Origin of the sequence: Geomonas azotofigens (assembly GCF_018919395.1) — a bacterium.
Taxonomy (GTDB): domain Bacteria; phylum Desulfobacterota; class Desulfuromonadia; order Geobacterales; family Geobacteraceae; genus Geomonas; species Geomonas azotofigens.
This window is the reverse complement of the sequence record NZ_JAHLME010000002.1, coordinates 845,637-865,715: the sequence shown is the minus strand read 5'-3', so window position 1 is coordinate 865,715 and position 20,079 is coordinate 845,637. Positions and strand designations below refer to the sequence as shown.

Genomic DNA, 20,079 nt, shown 5'->3' with positions numbered 1-20,079 from the left:
ACCTATGAACAACCCGATCGCCGGAGCCAACAGGAGCCAGCTTTACGCGCTTGCCGGCTTTTTTCTGGGGGCTGCGGCCCCGCTGGGATGGATTATCCTGCGTCTTTTGCTGTTCTCCGACCCCAACCTCCCGCTCAGCGCACAAATCTTCTCTGAAATGACCCACTCCGCCCAAGGCATGGCACTCTACGCCTACATGGGCGGCGGAACCGCGGTGGTGCTCGCCGTGGTCGGCTTCTTCATCGGCAGGGCCATCGACGAGCTGCACCAAAAGGGCGAAAGACTGGACCAGCTGGTCCAGGAAGTGGACGGCCAGAAGAAACTCTTTGAGAACCGCTACAAGGTCCTCGACAACAACATCAAGAACTTCCACAAGATCGGCAGCCGCATCCAGAAGGCGGTACGCAGCGACGATGTGCTCGCCCTCTGCGTCGAGGGGCTGCACGAGGTGCTGGGCTACGAGCGGGTCAACGTGCTCATGGCCGACGCCGAGCGCAAGAACCTCTACTTCGCCGCCAGCGCCGGCAACGACAGCGTGGTCGGCCCAGACGTTACCGTGCCGCTCGATGCCCGTTCCGGCGTCATCTACAAGTGCTTCGCCGACAAGCAGGTCCACTTCGTGGAGGACATCTCCAAGTATCCCGCCGACTACCTGCTCCAGTCTCCCTACGATTCCATCGAGCCGCTGCGCTCCTCCACCTTCATCCTCTGTCCCATCGTCCTCAAAGGCGAGACCATCGGCGTCTTCGGCCTGGACAACAAGAAGAGCCACCGCGCCCTCAACGATACCGATGTCGACACCATCCGCCTCTTCGCCGACCAGGCCGCGGCGGCGCTCATGCGCATCAGCCTGCTGCAGTCCATCGACCGGCTCACCCTGGAACTGGGGCGGACCTTCTCGGACCTTTCGCAGAAGAGGGACAACTTCTCCTCCAATCTGTACCGCCTGATGAACGCCGCCGAGTCCCTTTCCGGGGGCGCCGTCAAGATCGACGCGGCAAGCCACGGGGTCATGGAGTCGGTCGACAGCGCCAGCGCCTCCGCCGCCCAGATCTCCGTCGCCACCGACCAGATCACCCAGAACATGGACGCCCTTTCCGACTCGGTGTACAAGTCGGTTTCCGCCATGGAGCAGATCACCTCGACCCTCAGGCAGGTGGAGAAGAGCACCGGGCATTCCCACAACCTCTCCAGCCGCGTCAAGGAACACGCGGAGCAGGGGACCCGCATCGTACAGGAGACCGTCTCCGCCCTGGCCGAGATCCAGCGCTCCGTCGACCTCTCCTACGAGGGGATCAAGCGCCTGAGCGCCAACAGCGGCAGGATCGAGGGGTTTGTCAGCGTCATCAACGACATCACCAAGCGGACCAACCTCCTGGCGTTGAACGCCTCGATCATCGCGGCGCAGGCCGGCGAGTACGGCAAGAGCTTCGGCGTCGTCGCCGACGAGATCAGGAACCTGTCGCTGCAGACCGGCCTTTCCACCGGCGAGATCACCGGGATCATCGAGGAGATCATGTCCGAGTCGCGCATCGCGGCCGACAACGTTACCAGCACCAAGGACCTGGTCAAGAAAGGGGTCAAGCTGGGGCAGCAGACCGGCGCGTCGCTGAGCAGCATCCTGGAGAGCTCGCAAAAGGCGCTGGACATGACTGAGCAGATCAAGCTCGCCACCGAGGAGCAGGCGACCAGCGTGCAGTTGGTGACCCGTTCCATCGAGGACGTGAGCTCCATGACCATGCAGGTCTTCAAGTCCTCCAAGGAGCAGGGGCAGGCGACCAAGGATGTGGCGCGTGCCCTCGAGGACGTGAAAGAGATGACCCACGACATGGTCACCGCCGCCGGGCGCCAGAGCGTGGACAGCGGCGAGATCAAGGGGAGCATCGACTACGTGACCAGGATGGCCGAGGCAATCTTCGACGGCATCGAGCAGCGCCAGCAGGAGAGCGGCCAGGTGGTCAAGGAACTCGAGCAGATCAGGGCGAGCGCGGAGTAGCAACGCCGGCACGCGAAGGTGCGAAGCATCCGTTGACAGGCTGTGGGGCAGAAAAGACTGGACTTTGTTGCAACGGTTGTGCTAGTTTCTAACGGCGTTTGGCCCGCTATAGATAAGTGGAGCCGCCAAGAGCGCCGGCAGTACGGACATACCGCCTGGATTTCGCGAGGAACCGGTACGGGAAGCGATAAGCTGATCAGAGCTGCGCCCTAATTGTGTGCGCAATCTCTTTTTTACAGCGTCTTCCTCACCGGAGACGTTTTTTTTTGCCCGAAACGGCGGTCCCGGCGCGCAGGCACCGCGCACTCCAGTTGCCCGGAATGAGCTGGTACCCTGTTCTGTTCACCTGTATACGAAAAAGTGGGCGCAGGCCGGCGGGTACCTGTAGGGGCGAATAATCATTCGCCCATGCCTTTCCCTAGCGCCAACCCCAAGGAGCTGACTCGACGATGCAAAAGACCAAAACCGTTCTCGACTTTCACCGGATGAAAGCGGAAGGGGAAAAGATAACGGTCCTCACCAGCTACGACTTCCCGATGACCGGCCTGATCGACGGCGCCGGCATCGACATGATCCTGGTCGGCGACTCGGTCGGCGTCGTGGTGGCGGGGCACGACAACACGCTGCCGGTGACCATGGAGGACATGATCTACCACACGAGGGCCGTGATGCGGGCGCGCCCGAAGGCCTTCGTCGTCGCCGACATGCCCTTTCTCTCCTATCAGACCGACCTGAAGAGCGCCCGTCTCAACGCGGGACTCCTGGTGAAGGACGGCGGCGCCGCCGCGGTGAAGATCGAGGGGGGCGTCAACGTCGCCGAGACCATCGCCGCCATCACCGCCATGGACATCCCCGTGATGGGGCACATCGGTCTCACCCCGCAGTCGCTGCACCGCATGGGTGGCTACAAGGTCCAGGGCAAGGGTGACGCCCAGGCGGAGAAACTCATCGAGGACGCGCGCGCCGTCGAGGCGGCCGGCGCCTTCGCCGTGGTCTTGGAAGGGATCCCCATGGGGCTTGCCCAGCGCATCACCGGGGAGCTCACCATCCCCACCATCGGCATCGGCGCGGGCCCGCACTGCGACGGGCAGGTGCTGGTGATCCACGACATCCTGGGGCTGTGCAGCAAGTACTCCCCGAAGTTCGTCAAGCGTTACGCGGAGCTCGCGCCGATCATCAGCGAGGCCGTCGCCAACTACATCGCCGACGTCAAGGGCGGCGCATTTCCCGAAGAAAGGCATTGTTTCAAATGATCGTTATCGAATCCGTGGCCGAGATGCAGCAGTTCGCGCGGCAAAGGCGGGGCGAGATCGCCCTGGTCCCCACCATGGGCTACCTGCACGAGGGGCACGCGTCCCTCATGGTCGAGGCGCGCAAGCGCGCGAAGACCGTCGTGGCCAGCATCTTCGTCAATCCGACCCAGTTCGGCGTCAACGAGGACCTGGACAGCTATCCCCGCGACCTCGAGCGCGACAAGAAGATCGCCGCGGCGGCCGGGGTGGACGTCATCTTCGCCCCCAAGGCGGCCGACATGTACCCCGCCGGCTACCAGAGCTACCTGAATGTCGAGGAACTCACCACCGAGCTTTGCGGCGCGAGCCGCCCCGGCCATTTCCGCGGCGTGACCACGGTGGTCGCGAAGCTCTTCAACATCGTCATGCCGGCAGTCGCCATCTTCGGCAAGAAGGATTTCCAGCAGCTCGCCGTGATCCGGCGCATGGTGCGGGATTTCAACTTCGACGTCGAGATCGTGGGTATGCCCATCGTGCGCGAGGCCGACGGGCTGGCCTTGAGTTCCCGCAACGCGCGGCTTACCCCGGAACAGCGCGAGCCCGCCCTGTGCCTCTCCCGTTCCATCGCCGCCGCCCGTGACGCCTTCCGGGGTGGCGAGAAGAGCGTCGCCGTCCTGAGGCAAAAGGCGCTGGCGCCGATCGAGCGTGAGCGCGTCGCGGAACTCGATTACCTGGAGTTCAGGGATCAGGATACCCTGCTTCCGTTGCAGATAGCTGATGAGAGGACGCTGCTCGCACTGGCCGTGCGGGTCGGCTCGGTAAGATTAATCGACAACTGTGTACTAGGGGAGGAATAAGAATATGGACAGGAAGATGCTGAAGAGCAAGATTCACCGCGCCACCGTCACCGGTGCCGACCTGCATTACGAGGGGAGCATCACCATCGATCTCGATCTCATGGAAGCGGCCGACATCATCCCGTACGAGGCCGTCTGCATCTGGGACGTCACCAACGGCAGCCGTTTCGAGACCTACGCCATCGAGGGGGAGCGCGGTTCCGGCGTCATCTGCATCAACGGCGCGGCGGCGCGTCTGGTCGCTCCGCAGGACCTGGTGATCATCGCGAGCTTCGTCAACATGGAGAACGCCGAGGCCATCGCCCATGAGCCCAAGCTGGTCTTCGTCGACGAGAAGAACAAGATGCTCCCCACCCGCAAGGAAGCCGCCGGCCAGGCCACCCTGAAGAGCGTGCACTGGAAGAACTAGCGTCATCGAAGCAGCAACAAGGGACGCTGATGGATAGATAATTCGTCAGCGTCTTTTTCTTTTAGCTCTTTCAGTAAGGAGCCCTCTGCCCCCCCTGTTGCCTCTCAATCTCACTCTCCCTCTGGGAGAGGGGCGGGGTGAGGGTCGCCTCGCCGCTTCTTTCCCATTAGCCTCGAGCACAGAACCTGTTAAACTATGCTCCTGTGGTTTTCCTCTGAGACCTCAGTGATCCTCCGTGTCCTCTGTGGTAAAGCTTCTTTGCTGTGCGGGGTTTTCGAATGAGAATATATGCCGCTTCCTACCTGCTCCCCATTTCCTCTCCGCCCATAGAGGGGGGTGCCCTCGCCGTGAAAGACGGCCGCATCGTCGCGGTCGGCAAGATCAACGAGTTGCGCGCGCAGTTCTCCGCGCCGGTCACCGACCTGCACGAGTCGGTGCTCATGCCGGGCATGGTGAACGCGCACACCCATCTCGAGCTTACCCATTTCTCCGCCTGGAAAGTCCGCAAGGACCTCGACTATCTTCCCAAGCGCTACGTGGAATGGATTCAGCAGGTGGTGAAAATAAAGCGGTCTCTGGAGCCGGGAGAGCTGGAGCACTCGGCGCGGGAAGGGATGAGGCTGTGCGTGGAATCCGGCACCACCGCCGTGGGGGACATTCTCTCCGATCTTTCCCTGGTGCCCCTGTACCGCGACACGGTGCTTACCGGCAGGCTGTTCCTGGAGGCGATCGGGCACGACCCCCTTTTATGCGACACGGTGGTGGCGCGGATAGAAGCGACGCTCGAGAACTTGCAGGGAGGGCTTCTTCCCGGTCTTTCCCCGCACGCGCCCCACACCGTTTCCGCGAAACTGTTCCGCTGCCTGCAGGATCTTTCCGGGAAGCTGGGCGCGCCCAAGGCGGTGCATCTCTCCGAAACCGCGGCAGAAGCCGCCTTCATGCATGACACGACCGGCGACATTGCCGAACTGCTCTACCCGATGGCGCACTGGGAGCAGTACCTGCCACACCCGATGCGCACTACCTCGACCCGTTACCTGGACGAGCTGGGCGTGCTGGACTCCGCCACCCTGGCGGTGCACGCGGTCCATGTCACCCCCAACGACGTCTCCATCCTCAAGGAGCGCGGCGTGAGCGTCGTCCTTTGCCCGCGCAGCAACGACCGTCTCTTCGTGGGCTGCGCTCCGCACAAGCTGTTAAAGGAAGCCGGGCTGCCGCTCGCCCTCGGTACCGACTCGCTCGCCAGCAACGATTCGCTCTCGCTTTGGGACGAGATCCGTTTCCTCGAGCAGATAGCCCCCGGCGTCTTCAGTTGCCAGGACCTTCTCGCCATGGCAACGCTCGGTGGCGCCCGGGCGCTGCAGATCGATTCCGACACCGGATCCCTTGAAGTCGGGAAACGGGCGGATTTCCTGGTCCTTGGCGGCTGCAACGTCGCCGCCGGCGCCGGCATCGAGGCGACCGTCCTCGCCAAGGGGCGTCTCGAGCGTGTTTATGTTGCCGGAGCGGCGCCGCAGTAAAAAACTCGGCGCCGCCTGATCTCCACCGTCCCCCTCACGCGTCCAGGACCTCCCGTACCCTCTGTAAAAGTTCCATCGGCTGGATCGGCTTCATGATCAGATCGATTCCCTCCTCGGGCACCCCGCGTTTCTGGATGAAATCCGCCGTATAGCCGCTGGCGAACAACACCTTCGTCCCGGGGGCCTGCTCGGCGATCTCGTCGTAGGCTTCCTTGCCGTTTTTGCGCGGCATGATCAGGTCCATCAGGATCATGTCGATCTCGTCCCGGTGCGCGAGATACTTCTCCACCGCGTCCTGGCCATCCACCGCCTGGATCACGCGGTAGCCAAAGCGCGTCAATACCGAGACGACCAGGTTGCGCACCCCTTCGTCGTCCTCGGCGACCAGTATCGTCTCGCTCCCTCCCTGCGGCGGCGCGGCCTGCCTGCCGTCGTCATGGCCCCGGACCGCGTCCGAGTGGTAGATGGGGAGGTAGATCCTGAAGGTGGTGCCGTGGTCGGGTTCGCTGTAGACGTTGATGAAGCCGTTATGCTGCTTCACGATGCCGTACACGATGGCCAACCCCAGCCCGGTTCCCTTGCTGACCTCCTTGGTGGTGTAGAACGGCTCGAAGATCCTCTTGCAGGTCTCCGTATCCATGCCGCAACCGGTGTCGGAGACGGTCAGCACCGCGTAGTGGCCCTGCTTGTGCTCCCCCGATTCCTGGTCCAGCGGGGATTCCACCTCCTGGCTCCCCGTTTCTATGGCGAGCACGCCACCTTTGGACATGGCGTCCCTGGCGTTGGTCGCCAAGTTGATGAGGACCTGCTCCATTTGCCCCAGGTCTGCCATGATGTACAGGCTTGCCGTGCTGGGCGTCGTTTTCAGCTGGATGTCCTCGCCGATGATGCGCACCAGGAACTTCCGGACGCTCTCCACCACGTCGTTGAGATTCACCGGTGCCAGCGTGATCACCTGTTTGCGGCTGAACGCCAACAGTCCCCTGGTCAGTTGCGCCGCCCGCTCCGCCGCCAAAAGGATCTGGTCGACTTCCTGTTTCTGCCGCTCGTCGAGCCTTTCATCCAGCTTCAAGATGCTGCCGTAGCCGCTGATCACCTGCAGCACGTTGTTGAAATCGTGGGCGACTCCGCCGGCCAGTTGTCCCACTGCCTCCATTTTCTGCGCCTGGCGCAGCTGCGCCTCCAGGGCGATGCGCTCGGTGAGATCGACGAAGCTGACCACGGCGCCCTCGATAACCCCGTCGTTCACGATGGGATACGAGGAGTACTCCACCGGGAAAGAGGTGCCGTCCTTGCGCCAGAACACCTCGTCGCGCACGGTGCACCCTGCACCTTCGTTGAAGGCCCTAAAGATGTTGCATTGCGCCACCGGCGCGGGGAGCCCGTTGGGTTGGGTGTGGTGTATGATGTCGTGCATGTTCTTGCCGAGCAAGTCGTCCAGGTTGTCGTAGCCGGTAAGCTTGAGGCAGGTCCTGTTGGCGAAGATGCATCTCCCCGCCGTGTCTATCCCGTAGATGGCGGCATGGGTAGAATCCATGATCAGCTGCAGCGTCCTCTGGTTCGCTACCGCCTCCTCCTGGGCCGCCTGGCGTTCGGCAACTTCCTCCTCCAGGAGAGTGGCCTGCTCCCGGAGCTGTTCCTGGGCGATCTCGCGTTCGGTCACCTCGTTCAACAGTTCGGCATTGGTCTCTTCCAGGCGCCTTGAGCTTTGCGAAATCTTCCTGGCCCCCAAGAGGATCAGGCATAATCCCGCGCTACCTATCAGCAGAAGGGTCGCCGCGGTGCTGGCGAGCACCTGGTTAGAGCCAGCCGAGAAGAGCGTGAGCGGCACCGTCACGCTGATGCCGCCCCGGATGTCGCCCTTTTTGTAGCCTTGGGCGGCATGGCACTTCAGGCACGAGATCTCGACCTTGAAAGGCCGCATGAACCTGATGAAGCGGCGGCCGTCCAGCGTCACCACCTCGCTCACCTCCTGCGCCCCATTTTCAAAGGCCTCAAGAGCCTTTCGTTCCCACGCGTCGGGGGCGTTTTCACCCCTGATCGGGTTCAAGCTGGTGATGTGTCCCCTGGCGATCTGTTTTTCTGTCTCAGCCAGTTCGAAAACCTGGCGCGTCATGTACGCCGGGTTGATGAGGGTCAGTTGCTTGCCCGAGGGAGTCGTGATGTCACGTTCCGGGATATGGGCCAGGTAGGGGTTGGGTTGGGTGTGTGGGGTGACGGGGACGTAGACGCCGCCGTGTTGGGACGCCCACTTACGGTACAGCAGGTCCTTCTCGAAGGCGATGCGGGCCTGCGCCTTGGCGACTTCATCGAGGTTATTTCTGTGCTGAACGTAGAACCACGCCAGCGATACGGCGATGAGCAAAACCCAGATGAAGCATAGCGAGAGGGCGTATCGCCTGGTCGTGGAGAGTCGGGAGAACATCTGGGTCACCGCCTAGGCTGAGTCGGTCTTTGCGTTCGGATTGTCATCACTGTATGAAGTAGTATTCGGCAGATTGCTGGTGCACGTTTAGGGGTATTTGGTGAAGTCCTTGTGGGACAGTGCCACCTCCTTGAAGATCCGTTGCTGGTCGGCGGCACAGTCCGGGCAGATGCCGTGACTGAACATGGCGTCGGAATGCTCGCTGAAATACATTTCGAGCTGTTGCCATGAATCTTCCTCGGTGCGGATCTTCTTGCAGTAGGAACAGATCGAGATAATCCCTTCCAGGCGCTTGATCCTGGCCAGCGCAGCGTTGAGTTCCTCGTTTTGCTGCTTCATCTCGTCGCCGTAGCGCTTGGCCTCGGCGTGGAGCAGGGCGCTCATCTTGCTCTTGTAAAGAAAACGCGCGGAGGCCACCGTCATGGTGGTGAAGAGCAACATCAGCACCAGCCCCACCGCGGCTTCCTTGCGCCAGGAGGTCATGTAGTCGGCCGGCGAGATGGTAGCAAAGATGTAATAGGGATACTTGGCGATCTTGCGGAAGGTGACCATCCGCTCCTTTTTGTCCCGCGCGAAGACCGTCTTGTAGGTGGCGGTTACCGGGTTGGCGAGGATCATGTCGCGTGTCTTTTGGGAGATCACGTTGGAGCCGATCTGGCTTGCCGCCTCCTTCCCCTTCGGGTGCAGGGCGACCAGCTTGAAATCCGTATCCCGAACGCCGACGGCGCCGTACTTGCCTATATCGAGGTGAGCGAGGAGTTTGTCGAAGTAGGCGACATCGATTCTACCAACCACCACCCCCGCGAAGGAACCGTCCATGTTGTTGTAGCGTCTGGCGGCGATGATCATCCATTTGCCCGTAATTTTCTCCTGCAGCAGGTTGGAAACCACCAGTTGTTCGTCGAGGCCGTTGCTGAGTCTTCGGAAATAGTCACGGTCGCTGATATTGACGGAGGCGGTGGTGCCGTCGCTGCCGCAAAGAACGTTGCCGGAGGGGTCGGTGATGGCGATCTTGTCGGCTTCCGGCAGTACCTGGACCTGTTGCCTGGCGTAAGCGCTCAACGCTCCCTTGTCGATGCCGCGCGAGGCGATTTGTTCTTGTGCCTCTTCGCCGACCGAGAAAAGGACGATGTTCATCTTGTCCAGGATGTCTGAGACGTTCGACTCGAGGGATCTGGCGAGGTTTTGCGTAGTCACTTCCGCAAGCTTGTCGTAGTGCTTGCGGCTGTTGTAGAGGGAGTTGCCCACCATGAGGTAGGCGAAGACGTTGAACAACAGCACTCCCACCACCAGGCTGGAGAAGAAACTGTCTTTGTCCCGGGGTGGAGTGTGGCCTGGTTCAGTGTTCGCCATTCGCGAATTGCCTCTGTGACAGAAAAATCAATGTGGAAGATGAAATTAGCATTAGATTATACAGCACTTTCTGTCACTGTCATTGCAGCGAGAGTAGGATTATTTGCCGTCGATGCTGCCAGTTGTACTGCCAGAATTATTTTTTGAGGTCGCACGCAGCGCATTCCTTATCCGTTCCAAACCTTTGCCGTAGGTCTCGGCGTCGCCGAACTCGAAGAAACGGGGATAGCGGCTGTGGGCGTCGCGAATGCGCCGGGCGTGCTTTATCGGGCACCAGTATTGCTCGGTCCGTGCGCCGATCTCCCTGACCAATGCCGCCAGACCGTTGCCGTACGAGCAGTAGAAACAGTTGAATTTCTCGATAATGTTCAGGTACTGAAGATCTTCCCGGTCAAAGACCAGGTAGTCTGAGCGTTTCACCTTGTGAATCCCGTAAATGGGGAAACAGATCGACTGGTACAGGAAAAGATACAGGTCAAGCACGATGAATGGCACGAAGCCAAGATAAATGAGCGGCGCGGAAATGACGTTGAGGAGTCGTGCCTCCAGGATATACCTGAACAGGCCGGTCTTGAGTCGGCGTTGCTGGCGGGCCACCTCTTCGGCGAAGCGGACCCGCTTCTCGTTGATGGTGAAATCGAACTGCGCTCGCCTGTTGTGGTACTCGACCTCCAGCTCTTCCTCGAGGTCGTGCATTTTCCGGATCAGTTCGTCAACGTTGGGGCTCATGCCGGTCTCCGATGTGCAATAGGTTGGACAGCTTGCACGCCCTCGGCCCGACGATCGAGCGGAAAGAGTAATTTTTATAGGAAAGAAGATACCTCGAAACTGACTTAGTTCCGGCAATCGATCAAGACTTGCAACTTAGAGAAAGGTTGATGTGGATAAAGGAATTAGCTTCGATTATACAGTACTTCCTGTCCCTGTCATGAAGTGAGAATAGGATTGTTGCCGCATTGTATTTCTCCGCCATCTCGCACAGCGCTGAAGCTCAAGTGGGAAAGCAGACAAGGTCCCAAGAGCAAGAAAGCCTCAGGTCATACTTCCGGGATCAGAGGCTTTCTTTTCCACCTCGATGTTATCGATACTTTAATTTCCAGAGCACTGCAGGAGGTCGTCGAGCTCGTTAGAGATTTTCTGCCGTAAGCAAAAAAACCCTTATATTTTTCCCCCTGTCCTTTTGTAGGCGATTCTGGTACTATGAGTCGTTATGGGTGAGAAGCTGATTTGCAACAACAAGAAGGCCTTCCATGACTACTTCATCGAAGAGCGTTTCGAGGCGGGCATGGTGCTGCAGGGGACCGAGGTAAAGTCCCTGCGCAATGGCAAGGCCAACCTAAACGACTCCTTCGCCATGGTGAAGAACGGCGAGGCCTTCCTGCACAACTTTCACATCAACCCGTACGATTTCGGGAACCGGGAAAACCACGATCCGGACCGGATGCGGAAGCTGTTGTTGCACAAGAAGGAGATCGTGAAGCTCTTCTCCAAGATCAGGGAGCAAGGCTACACGCTGATCCCGCTTCGGGTATACTTCAAGGACGGCAAGGTCAAGACCGAACTGGGACTCGCCAAGGGCAAGAAGAACTACGACAAGCGCGAAGTCATGAAGGAGAAGGACATGCGGCGCGACGTCGTGGTCGCGCTGAAAGAAAGAAACCGAGGATCCAGGGACAGGGACTAAGTTAAAATTTAAGGTTTTAGGGGGGTGTAAAGGTTTCGACGGGGGTAAGAAGCTAAGGTTGCATGCCGAGGTCCGGGTGGCTCGTTAAACAATCCGGGACGCATTAAGCGCCGACAATTACGATTACGCTTTAGCAGCTTAATAACCTGCTAACGTTCTACCTGCCATCTCCCACGTGGGAGGATAGAACGTCATTCAGTGGGATAGTTTCAGGGAGAGTCCGTGGCCCTGCGGCGAAATTTAGCGGAATCGGCAATCGGGAATCCCGGCCTGTGGAGTCCCGAGCGGCTAAAGTAAAAACAGGTATAAGCATGTAGACGCCTTATGTGTACGATTCTCGGACGCGGGTTCGATTCCCGCCACCTCCACCAACCTCCGCCAAGGCTTCGGTTGGCACGCCAGTGCCAGCCGGAGCCTTTTGCTTTTGGCGGAGGTTGTACCTCCCCTGGAAGTTAATTACCTATCTCGGTTTCACCGATGACGCCAAGGCCGTCGTCTTTGAAAAATACAAAACGGCTCCGGCCAAGCCTTCCGAATAAAGCCCTTCTGATTCTCTCGATGTCCCTCCCGGTCCCCCTTGACTTTCCAGGCAAAAGCGGTGACACTGGCCGACCGCGCCGCGCGACACCACTTACCGCTTAAGGAACATCATGCAGGCCAAAACCATCAAGTCCGATCTCCTACTCCTCCTGATCGCCGCCATCTGGGGCGGCGGGTTCGTCGCGCAGCGCAAGGGACTCGATTTCCTGGGGCCGTTTTCCTACAACGGCGTCCGCTTCGCGCTGGGGAGCCTCTCTTTGCTCCCCCTGGTGTATCTGAATCGGCGCCGGCTGGGACCCTACCACGGCAGCCTGCCGCAAGCCAGTACCCGCGCGCTGATTCACGGCGGACTGATGGCGGGAGGCGCGCTCTTCATGGGGGCTTCGCTGCAGCAGGTCGGCATAGCCTACACCACGGCGGGTAACGCCGGTTTCATCACCGGACTTTACGTGGTCCTCGTTCCTCTGCTGGGAACCTTCTGGGGACAGCGGCCCAGCATCGGCACCTGGCTCGGCGCCGTCCTCGCTGCCGCCGGACTTTTCTTTCTGAGCGTCACCGACCACTTCACCATCGGCATCGGTGATCTTTTGGAGCTGATCGGTGCCGTTTTCTGGGCGGGGCACGTGCTCCTGATCGGCTGGCTCTCTCCGCGCCTGGACCCCTTCAAGCTTTCCGCCCTGCAGTTCGCGGTCTGCTCAGTCCTGAGCCTTATCACCGCGTTCGTCTTCGAGTCCATGACGCTCACTACGGTGGTTGCGGCCTGGCGTCCCATCCTCTACGGCGGCCTGATCTCCGTGGGCTTTGCCTACACCATGCAGGTGGTGGCGCAGCGCGATGCACATCCCGCGCACACGGCGGTGATCCTGAGCGCCGAGGGTGTGTTCGCCGCTACCTGGGGGTGGTTCTTCCTTGGCGAGGTGCTGGGATCCCGCGGGTTGTTAGGCTGTGCCCTGATGCTGGCCGGCATCCTCTGCTCGGAACTCTGCAATTTTGTCATCCAAGTAAGGAGCAGCGCCAAGACGGCGTGAACGTGATGACCGACGAGCACATCCTCATCATTCCCTTCCTGCTGGCGGCTTATCTCTCCCGGAGAATCGGCAAGGTCTTCATGCCGGTTCCGCTGTACCGGTTCCTCGCCAATAAGAATCTTAAGGGGTAAGGGCCAGTTACCATCGTCGTGTACCTCGGAGGTACAGATAAATGCGAAAGCTTTGGCTATTTCTCTCCACCATCTTCAGCGGTAACACGACGCACAGCGATGTGAACGGCGAGCGCTTCGCGTCCCTGCCGTTTAGCTATTCGCAGTTCGACCTGGCCTTGGCGTGGGAATTGAAGCAGGCGGGAATGGAGACGGTTGTCGAGGGGGTGGGGAAAAATCTCCGCTACGCCTTCATGGAAGGGATCGAGATCTGGATCGCGGCAGTCGATGCCGCAGGGGAAACAAGAGCACGCAACGTCTGCTTCGTCATCCCGCGCCAGGTCAGGCAGGACGGGACCTTTCCCTTCAGCGTCAAGCTTGCGGTTCCTGTGGAGCCAGGCATGCAGCTGAAGTTCACCTACAAGTACAACGGCTCCGATGGCGGTGACGGTGGCGTGAACTGGATGCAGAGTTTCGACTGGACTGTGCCCTAAAGTATGATGTTTTTTGAGGACGATGGGAGAATCTGTGGCCAGGCTTGCGATGTTGCAACCTTGAACTGACAACGGACCTTGCAACAGCGCAAGCCTGACTCGGTTAGAATAAACCGCTAATCAAACAACTCAGACAGCCATGATTTTCTCTTGTGATAGCCACTTTGCTGATAGCCGTGGCCATCATGATGGTCTTCCCTATGATGCTGCCGATGTGATGGCGCTTGGTAATTCTGTTGTTCCACTGGAGCACTGGTTGTTGCCGGCGCAAATGATCGGTCGATGATCTTATCCAGTTCTCCCCGGTCAAGCCAGACACCCCGGCATTCGGGGCAGTAATCGATTTCCACTCCCTGGCGCTCAGCTATTTTGAGTTCGACTCCTGGACATATCGGGCATTTCATACGTTCTCTCCTAGTTGTTACCTGCTGTCAATCCCATAAAGACTTTTCGGCTTACTCGCGCCACTGATGCCTAATAGCAAGGAACGCGTTGCCGAGGACAGCCGGTATTCAGCGGTTTGATGTGGTTTTACTGCCTGTGATGCTTTCGGCAAAACGGGCGTAGCAACAAGAGGGGTTCTTAACAGTGATGGCGTGCGACTGCGGCGTGATTTTCCGGAGGGACGAATATCTTGTCCAGCATGCGTGGCAGGGCCAGATAGGGTTCTTTGGACAGAGGATGGTCGGTGATGTCGAAGTAGGGGGGATGGATCAAGGATGTAGGGACGTGGCCAGCACAGCAGCAGGCGGTTTCGCAATTGTCGGAATGGTCCCCTGGGCTTTCATCGCACTGGGTAATCTCGATGCTACTATGATCGGCATGTGCTGAAAACTCGTCGCAGGGATGCCCGAAGCAGAGGGCGGGAAGCAACAGGTAGGCTATGATCAGTATGACAGATACCACTTTCATAAGATGGTCACGATCATCCTTGCTCGTAATGGGCACCACTGTTAAAAACGCTTCAGCTTGTGCGTTTTCGTACTATAGATGAAACACTGCGAATTGCAAGGTCGCAGTGCATAACTTCACGCAGTACCGGTCTTGACATGGATGAAGAGGATGAATGGGCGGAGTAACGCGTTGATGACCGCCAAGGGGGCGCAGGATCTCGTACGCACACAAAGACGGGGACGGGGGGCTGAAGCTGCCGGAGTGCGTTGGGCGCAGGCGATTTGCTCCGGCCCGATGCTCGGCTTAAGGGAAAAACGACCCGGTGCTGCTCCGTTTCTTGACACGCCTGCGAGATCGGATATATTGGCATCTGCTAATAAAACTTGGCGGCTGTTAATAAATTTGAACGGAGGTGCCCATGCCCCACCAGTACGACATCGTGGAATTGAATTTGCGAAGGCAGCCTTTCCCCCAATACTTTGTAATCCTTCACGGTTTTGCGGATGCACTCGATGCCTGTCAGCTGTACAACGAGAACCGGCCGGCACACATCCACCCCGGGCAGAGGTTCCGGGATCATGTGACAACCATGAAAGAACTGAGCGTTGGGGCAGACCGCGGTGACACCCTGCTCCAGAAAAAGCGCCAGGCAATTCGGGATCTCTCGGAGCTCGAAATGCACGCCTCCGTCAGCTACGTTAAGACCATTGCGATCCACCTGAAGGACCCCGGCATCCTCCGTGCCTTGAACCTGCCCATCAAGGAGACTTACCAGAAGAGTTCCCGCAAACAGCTGTCTCCGCAACAGGTCGAGATACGCCTGGAGCTGAAACGGGTCAGAAACGAGTCGGGGGCGATCATAATTATGGGCCGTCATGTGCGGGGCGGGGGGCCGTACATGATCAATCTCTGCAAGGGGGAGCCCACTTCGGAAGAGAGCTGGTACAACCCAGGCGGGCATTACTCGAGTTGCGGCAGGATCCTCCAAAGGAACCTCGAACCGGCGAACAAGTACTACGTGAGGATGAGGACCGATCGCCCGGAGGGGCTGGGACCTTGGTCCCAGCCGGTTTCCATCATCGTTTTGTGAACCTTACCCCATCCCACCGCTTCGGCCTGCCGCCACCTCGGCAGGCCGAAGCTTCGCCCCCTCCCTCCTTGTTTCCACACGCCTTTCAATACCCAAATGAAGCGCCAATCTTCTGAAGATACGTGCACGCGCGGAAAGTTTTTGACAACTTCATCAATCGAAGTTTCAATTTCACGAATCGGCGTTTCAACTTCAAAAAGATATTTTCATACCTCGGTAAGATACGTTTAAACTCAAAAAGTTAGCGCCAACTTCACGGATCGAAGTTTCAATTTCAAAAAACGACGCTCGAACTCCAAAAAGATTTTTTCAAATCTCGGTCAGATGAGTTTAAGCGCAAAAAGTTCGCGACGACTTCACGAATCGAAATTTCAAATTCTGAAATGGACGCTCGAACTCCAAAAAGATTTTTTCAAACCTCGGTCAGATGAGTTTAAACGCAAAAAGTTCACGACAACTTCGCAAATCGAAATTTCAAACTCGCAAACCGACGCTCGAACTCCAAAAAGATTTTTTCAAACCTCGGTGAGATGAGTTTAAGCGCAAAAATTTCGCGACAACGTCACGAAGCGGAGTTTCAATTCCACAAACCGGCGCTCGAACTTCAAAAAGATTTTTTCAAACAGCGATAAGATAAGTTTAAGCGCCAAAAGATCGCGACATCTTGGGGGGGGCAGCGTTCACGCTCAAAAAGGTTGCCAACGTCTCGCAGGACAATGGTGGAAACGCGGGCGGCGGGGCGAAGTGATGACCTTGTGTTGACATATTCGGATATCCGGATATAATGTCAGCCATGAAAAAACAGATGCAACAATTAAAGGCGCTCGCCGACGAAACGCGACTCCGGCTCCTGGCGCTCCTGCTCAGCGCCGGAGAACTTTGCGTCTGCGACCTGACCGCGACGCTGCAGTTGCCCCAGTCCACGGTGTCCAGGCATCTCGCCTACCTGAAAGGGGCAGGGTGGGTCATCGACAGGAGGGTAGGGGTCTGGATCTATTACTCCATCTCCACCGACAACGCGCTGCAGCACGACATTGCCGAGGTGCTCCGCGCCCGGCTTCCGGAAATCCCGGCCATCGCTGACGACATCAGGAGACTCGCCTCGTTTTCCGAAGGCGCCAGCTGCGCCTGATTTTTTTTGCCCCCACGTATCCGTTAATCCGGATGGAAGGAACTGCCGCCGCGAGCTCGTACCATTCCGGGGCGAGGCCCCCGTCCGTCACGAGCCTGCGGATTCCGATCCGATGGGGGCGGCAAGGATTGTAGATGCTCAAGGATTTAGCTGACGACTTGGTCTTCACCACGCTGGGGATGGACCCCAGGAGTCCCCTGGGGGAGGCGCTCGACTTCTTCATCTACGACACGGTGAAGATATTCCTGCTGCTGACCACCATCGTCTATGTCGTCGCCGTGATCCGCTCCTACTTTTCGCCCGAGCGCACCCGGCGCATCCTGTCCCACAATCGCGAGTACGTCGGCAACGTCCTCGCCGCCCTTTTGGGCATAGTCACCCCGTTTTGCTCCTGCTCGGCCGTCCCCCTGTTCATCGGTTTCGTCGAATCGGGCATCCCGCTCGGGGTCACCTTTTCCTTCCTTATCTCCTCGCCCATGGTGAACGAGGTGGCGCTCATCATGCTGTGGGGCCTGTTCGGCTGGAAGATCGCGACCATCTACATCGTTTCCGGGGTGTTGGTGGCTATCCTGGCCGGCATCGTGATCGGCAGGCTCGAGATGGAACGCTATGTCCAGGACTATGTCTGGGAGATCAAGGTCGGTGCCTCCGAGATACAGGAGCGGAGCTTCAGGGAGAAGCTCGCCGACGCGCGCGACTACACCGTCAGCCTGCTCAGGAAGATATGGCCGTACGTCGTCGTGGGGATCGGCCTCGGGGCCTTCATCCACGGCTATGCGCCGGAGGACCTGCTCCTTCGTTACGCGGGGAGGGACAACCCGTTGGCCGTGCCGGTCGCGGTCATCATCGGCGTGCCGCTCTACAGCAACGCGGCCGGCATCATCCCGATCGTGCAGGCCCTCATGGAAAAAGGGCTCCCCATCGGCACGGTGCTGGCCTTCATGATGGCGGTGACGGCCCTCTCCTTTCCGGAGGCGGTCATCCTGAAGAACGTCCTGAAGACGAGACTGCTGGCGACCTTTTTCGGCACCGTCGCGGTGGCCATCATCGTGGTCGGTTATCTGTTCAACACCATACTGTAAAAGGAGATTGCGATGAAAATCGAAGTGCTGGGAACCGGTTGCGCCAAGTGCACGACGCTCTACGAAAACACCAGACAGGCCTTGCAGGAGAGCGGCAAGAGCGCCGAGGTGGTCAAGGTCCAGGATATTCCCACCATCATGAAGTACGGCGTGATGAGCACGCCGGCGCTGGTCGTCGACGGGCAGGTGAAGGTTTCGGGGAAGGTGGCCACGGTCGCCGAGATCGTCGGGTTGCTGTCATGAGGCGGCTAATCCTCGCGGCAGCTCTCCTCGTCGCCGCCACCGCCCATGCCGAGCTCCCCTCCGCTTCCGACGCCGTCATCCGCAAGGCGCTCGCCTCGGGGAAGCCGACCGTCATCGACCTGGGGGCGCGCACCTGCATCCCGTGCCGGCAGATGGCCCCGGTCCTTGAGCAGCTTTTTTCCGAGTACCGGGGCAAGGCATCGGTGCTCTTCATCGACGTCCACGCCGACCAGGCCGCAGCGGAACGGTTCAGGATCCAGATGATTCCCACCCAGATCTTCTTCGACGCCAAGGGGCGCGAGGTGAAGCGGCACGTCGGGGCGCTGGAGAAGGCGGACATCGTCAAAGAGTTGAAGGCGGCGGGACTGCGGTGACCATCCTCGACGACGTCGGGCTGATCGTCTCGACCTACCCGCTGATCGCCTTCGGCGCGGTGTTCCTGGCGGGAGTGCTGTCTTCGGCCTCGCCCTGCGTGCTGGCTACCATTCCGCTCGTGGTCGGTTTCGTCGGCGGCTATGCCGACGGCGACCGCCGTCGGGCCTTCACGTTGTCCCTGGCATTCGTCGTGGGGCTTTCGCTCACCTTCACCGCGTTCGGCGCGGCCGCCGGGTGGTTCGGCACCATGTTCGGCACGGTGGGAGGCCGGTGGTACCTCGTTGCCGGGATCGTTGCGCTGGTGATGGGGGGGCAGCTCATGGGGTTCTACGAGGTGCGTCTGCCGCTGCGGTTCGACTACCGGCCCAGGCAGGGGGGAGCGATCGGCGCCTTCCTGCTGGGCCTTTTCTTCGGCGTGGTCTCCTCGCCCTGCGCCACTCCCGTCCTCGTCGTTCTGCTCACCGTCGTCGCCACCAAGGGAGAGGTCCTCTACGGCGTAGCGCTCCTGTTCACCTACGCGGTGGGGCATTGCATGCTGATGCTGGCGGCGGGCACGTTCACCGGCTTCGTGGAATCGTTTGCCGCGGCGCGGGGAGTTTTGAGCTTCTCGGCCTGGTCCAAGCGGGTCGGCGGCGCCATCGTTGCCCTGGTCGGCATCTACCTGGTCTGGAACGGGTTCTAGCCGTCGGGCCGGGGCGCTTCTGCCGGAGCAGCGCCTTTGCTGTTTACTTGTTAAAGAGAATAGTGTATACGCTATCGGCAGGGCGAGAGGGAACCTGCAGCCGCCGATGCATCCGAGCAATTCCCGTACGCGACGAATCGAAGTAGCTGGGCCCGATCGGGCCCGCGGTTCTGCAGCCGTCGATACCCGTAGCGATTTCGGCGGCGTTTAGGGATGCCATGATGCGTTCTCTGCCACTGTACGCCGCGATGACCGCGGCCCTCAAACAGGCCCACATGCTTTCCTCCGCCGTCCTGGCGGGGAGCGGGGCCATGCTTCTCTACCTGCTGCACATCTACACATCCTCATCGCGAAAAATGGAGAGCGCCGCCCTCAACCAGTCGACCATCGAACTGGTGTGCTATCTCCTGTTGCCCAGCGCCGGCTTCTGCATCGTCACCGGCGCCATCATCTGCCTGGCCGAAAAGCGCGCCGTCTTCTCCTGCCACTACCTGATGACCAAGGCCGCCAACGCGCTCGCCGCGCTGGTTCTCGGCGGCTGCCTCTACCTGGGGCTTGGCAAACTCGCCGCCGCGGCCTCGGATCTGCGCGGGGTGGCGCTCGCGGGGCGCATGTTCCAGGCCGAGGATCTTCTCGGCGGCAACAACGTCCTCGCCGCCGTCTTCATGGCGACGATATTCTTCGTGCTCTACAACGTGGTCCATCGCCCCTGCGACGGCTGCCAGCTGTGCGGTCCGACCCGCGACGAGGCCTGAACGGGGTCGCCGCCCGTTGTTCGTGAGCTGATAGCAGGTCCCACCGTTTGTTCCGCTCTCCCTGCCGCGGAAAAAATTCCTTTGGTAGTATTTTCCTGATGTAGCCACCCCTTTACGCTTTATCATTCTCTGTTATCTTATCTTGACTCGGACGGCTGATACTCATTAGACAGTCAAC

The 20,079-nt window shown here is 59.5% G+C and carries 20 protein-coding genes and 1 other RNA gene; 17 read left to right on the top strand and 4 right to left on the bottom strand.

Features of this window, described 5'->3' with window-relative positions; all coding sequences use genetic code 11:
• Positions 1-4: 4 nt before the first annotated feature.
• From KOL99_RS08765 to KOL99_RS08745, 5 genes are all read left to right on the top strand, one after another.
• A complete protein-coding gene (locus KOL99_RS08765; RefSeq protein WP_216510071.1) occupies positions 5-1,996 on the top strand; it encodes a methyl-accepting chemotaxis protein in 1,992 nt (663 codons plus the stop codon).
• 449 nt (positions 1,997-2,445) lie between these two features.
• Positions 2,446-3,249, top strand: coding sequence for a 3-methyl-2-oxobutanoate hydroxymethyltransferase (panB, locus tag KOL99_RS08760; protein ID WP_216510070.1), 804 nt, complete (start codon positions 2,446-2,448; stop codon positions 3,247-3,249).
• A complete protein-coding gene (gene panC / locus KOL99_RS08755; RefSeq protein WP_216510069.1) occupies positions 3,246-4,085 on the top strand; it encodes a pantoate--beta-alanine ligase in 840 nt (279 codons plus the stop codon). Before panB ends, panC begins: the two co-directional genes overlap by 4 nt.
• A 4-nt stretch (positions 4,086-4,089) precedes the next feature.
• Positions 4,090-4,494, top strand: a complete 405-nt coding sequence (gene panD, locus KOL99_RS08750; protein ID WP_183351179.1) for an aspartate 1-decarboxylase — start codon at positions 4,090-4,092, stop codon at positions 4,492-4,494.
• Positions 4,495-4,772: 278 nt separating this feature from the next.
• Positions 4,773-6,014: an amidohydrolase family protein gene (locus KOL99_RS08745; RefSeq protein ID WP_216510068.1), complete on the top strand. Its 1,242-nt coding sequence runs from the start codon at positions 4,773-4,775 to the stop codon at positions 6,012-6,014.
• Positions 6,015-6,048: 34 nt separating this feature from the next.
• On the opposite strand, the gene KOL99_RS08740 is transcribed toward KOL99_RS08745, so the two are convergent.
• The 3 genes from KOL99_RS08740 to KOL99_RS08730 all read right to left on the bottom strand — a co-directional run bounded on the left by KOL99_RS08740 (position 6,049) and on the right by KOL99_RS08730 (position 10,521).
• Entirely contained in the window at positions 6,049-8,439 is a 2,391-nt protein-coding gene (locus KOL99_RS08740; protein WP_216510067.1) for an ATP-binding protein, read from the bottom strand.
• An 87-nt stretch (positions 8,440-8,526) separates the two neighbouring features.
• Positions 8,527-9,792 carry a PDC sensor domain-containing protein gene (locus KOL99_RS08735; RefSeq protein WP_216510066.1) on the bottom strand — a complete coding sequence of 422 codons (1,266 nt, stop codon included), beginning with the start codon at positions 9,790-9,792 and terminating at the stop codon, positions 8,527-8,529.
• Between the two features lie 99 nt (positions 9,793-9,891).
• Complete coding sequence (locus KOL99_RS08730) at positions 9,892-10,521, bottom strand: hypothetical protein (RefSeq protein ID WP_236025899.1); 630 nt, start codon at positions 10,519-10,521, stop codon at positions 9,892-9,894.
• 481 nt (positions 10,522-11,002) lie between these two features.
• Here KOL99_RS08730 and smpB point away from each other — a divergent pair, with 481 nt between their 5' ends.
• From smpB to KOL99_RS08710, 5 genes are all read left to right on the top strand, one after another.
• Positions 11,003-11,476 (top strand): SsrA-binding protein SmpB, encoded by a 474-nt coding sequence (gene smpB, locus KOL99_RS08725; RefSeq protein WP_199394439.1) that lies wholly within the window; start codon positions 11,003-11,005, stop codon positions 11,474-11,476.
• Positions 11,477-11,496: 20 nt separating this feature from the next.
• Positions 11,497-11,847, top strand: a transfer-messenger RNA (tmRNA) gene (gene ssrA / locus KOL99_RS08720).
• Between the two features lie 279 nt (positions 11,848-12,126).
• Positions 12,127-13,044 carry a DMT family transporter gene (locus KOL99_RS08715; RefSeq protein ID WP_216510065.1) on the top strand — a complete coding sequence of 306 codons (918 nt, stop codon included), beginning with the start codon at positions 12,127-12,129 and terminating at the stop codon, positions 13,042-13,044.
• Complete coding sequence (locus KOL99_RS21795) at positions 13,041-13,175, top strand: hypothetical protein (protein WP_268898914.1); 135 nt, start codon at positions 13,041-13,043, stop codon at positions 13,173-13,175. Before KOL99_RS08715 ends, KOL99_RS21795 begins: the two co-directional genes overlap by 4 nt.
• A gap of 41 nt (positions 13,176-13,216) precedes the next feature.
• Positions 13,217-13,648 carry a hypothetical protein gene (locus tag KOL99_RS08710; protein WP_216510064.1) on the top strand — a complete coding sequence of 144 codons (432 nt, stop codon included), beginning with the start codon at positions 13,217-13,219 and terminating at the stop codon, positions 13,646-13,648.
• A gap of 116 nt (positions 13,649-13,764) precedes the next feature.
• On the opposite strand, the gene KOL99_RS08705 is transcribed toward KOL99_RS08710, so the two are convergent.
• Complete coding sequence (locus KOL99_RS08705; RefSeq protein WP_216510063.1) at positions 13,765-14,052, bottom strand: TFIIB-type zinc ribbon-containing protein; 288 nt, start codon at positions 14,050-14,052, stop codon at positions 13,765-13,767.
• A 908-nt stretch (positions 14,053-14,960) separates the two neighbouring features.
• Between KOL99_RS08705 and KOL99_RS08700 the strand changes: the two genes are divergently transcribed.
• The 7 genes from KOL99_RS08700 (at position 14,961) to KOL99_RS08670 (ending at position 19,901) form a co-directional block, all read left to right on the top strand.
• On the top strand, positions 14,961-15,632 hold the full coding sequence (locus KOL99_RS08700; RefSeq protein WP_216510062.1) for a hypothetical protein: 672 nt from the start codon (positions 14,961-14,963) through the stop codon (positions 15,630-15,632).
• A 793-nt stretch (positions 15,633-16,425) separates the two neighbouring features.
• Positions 16,426-16,764 (top strand): ArsR/SmtB family transcription factor, encoded by a 339-nt coding sequence (locus KOL99_RS08695; RefSeq protein WP_216510061.1) that lies wholly within the window; start codon positions 16,426-16,428, stop codon positions 16,762-16,764.
• A gap of 134 nt (positions 16,765-16,898) precedes the next feature.
• Entirely contained in the window at positions 16,899-17,846 is a 948-nt protein-coding gene (locus tag KOL99_RS08690) for a permease (protein WP_216510060.1), read from the top strand.
• Positions 17,847-17,858: 12 nt separating this feature from the next.
• Positions 17,859-18,089 carry a thioredoxin family protein gene (locus tag KOL99_RS08685; RefSeq protein WP_216510059.1) on the top strand — a complete coding sequence of 77 codons (231 nt, stop codon included), beginning with the start codon at positions 17,859-17,861 and terminating at the stop codon, positions 18,087-18,089.
• Positions 18,086-18,463 carry a thioredoxin family protein gene (locus tag KOL99_RS08680; RefSeq protein WP_216510058.1) on the top strand — a complete coding sequence of 126 codons (378 nt, stop codon included), beginning with the start codon at positions 18,086-18,088 and terminating at the stop codon, positions 18,461-18,463. Before KOL99_RS08685 ends, KOL99_RS08680 begins: the two co-directional genes overlap by 4 nt.
• A complete protein-coding gene (locus KOL99_RS08675; RefSeq protein ID WP_216510057.1) occupies positions 18,460-19,146 on the top strand; it encodes a cytochrome c biogenesis CcdA family protein in 687 nt (228 codons plus the stop codon). Before KOL99_RS08680 ends, KOL99_RS08675 begins: the two co-directional genes overlap by 4 nt.
• Before the next feature lie 221 nt (positions 19,147-19,367).
• The gene (locus tag KOL99_RS08670) at positions 19,368-19,901 is read left to right on the top strand and encodes a hypothetical protein (protein WP_216510056.1); all 534 of its coding nucleotides are present in this window, start codon (positions 19,368-19,370) and stop codon (positions 19,899-19,901) included.
• Positions 19,902-20,079: the final 178 nt, after the last annotated feature.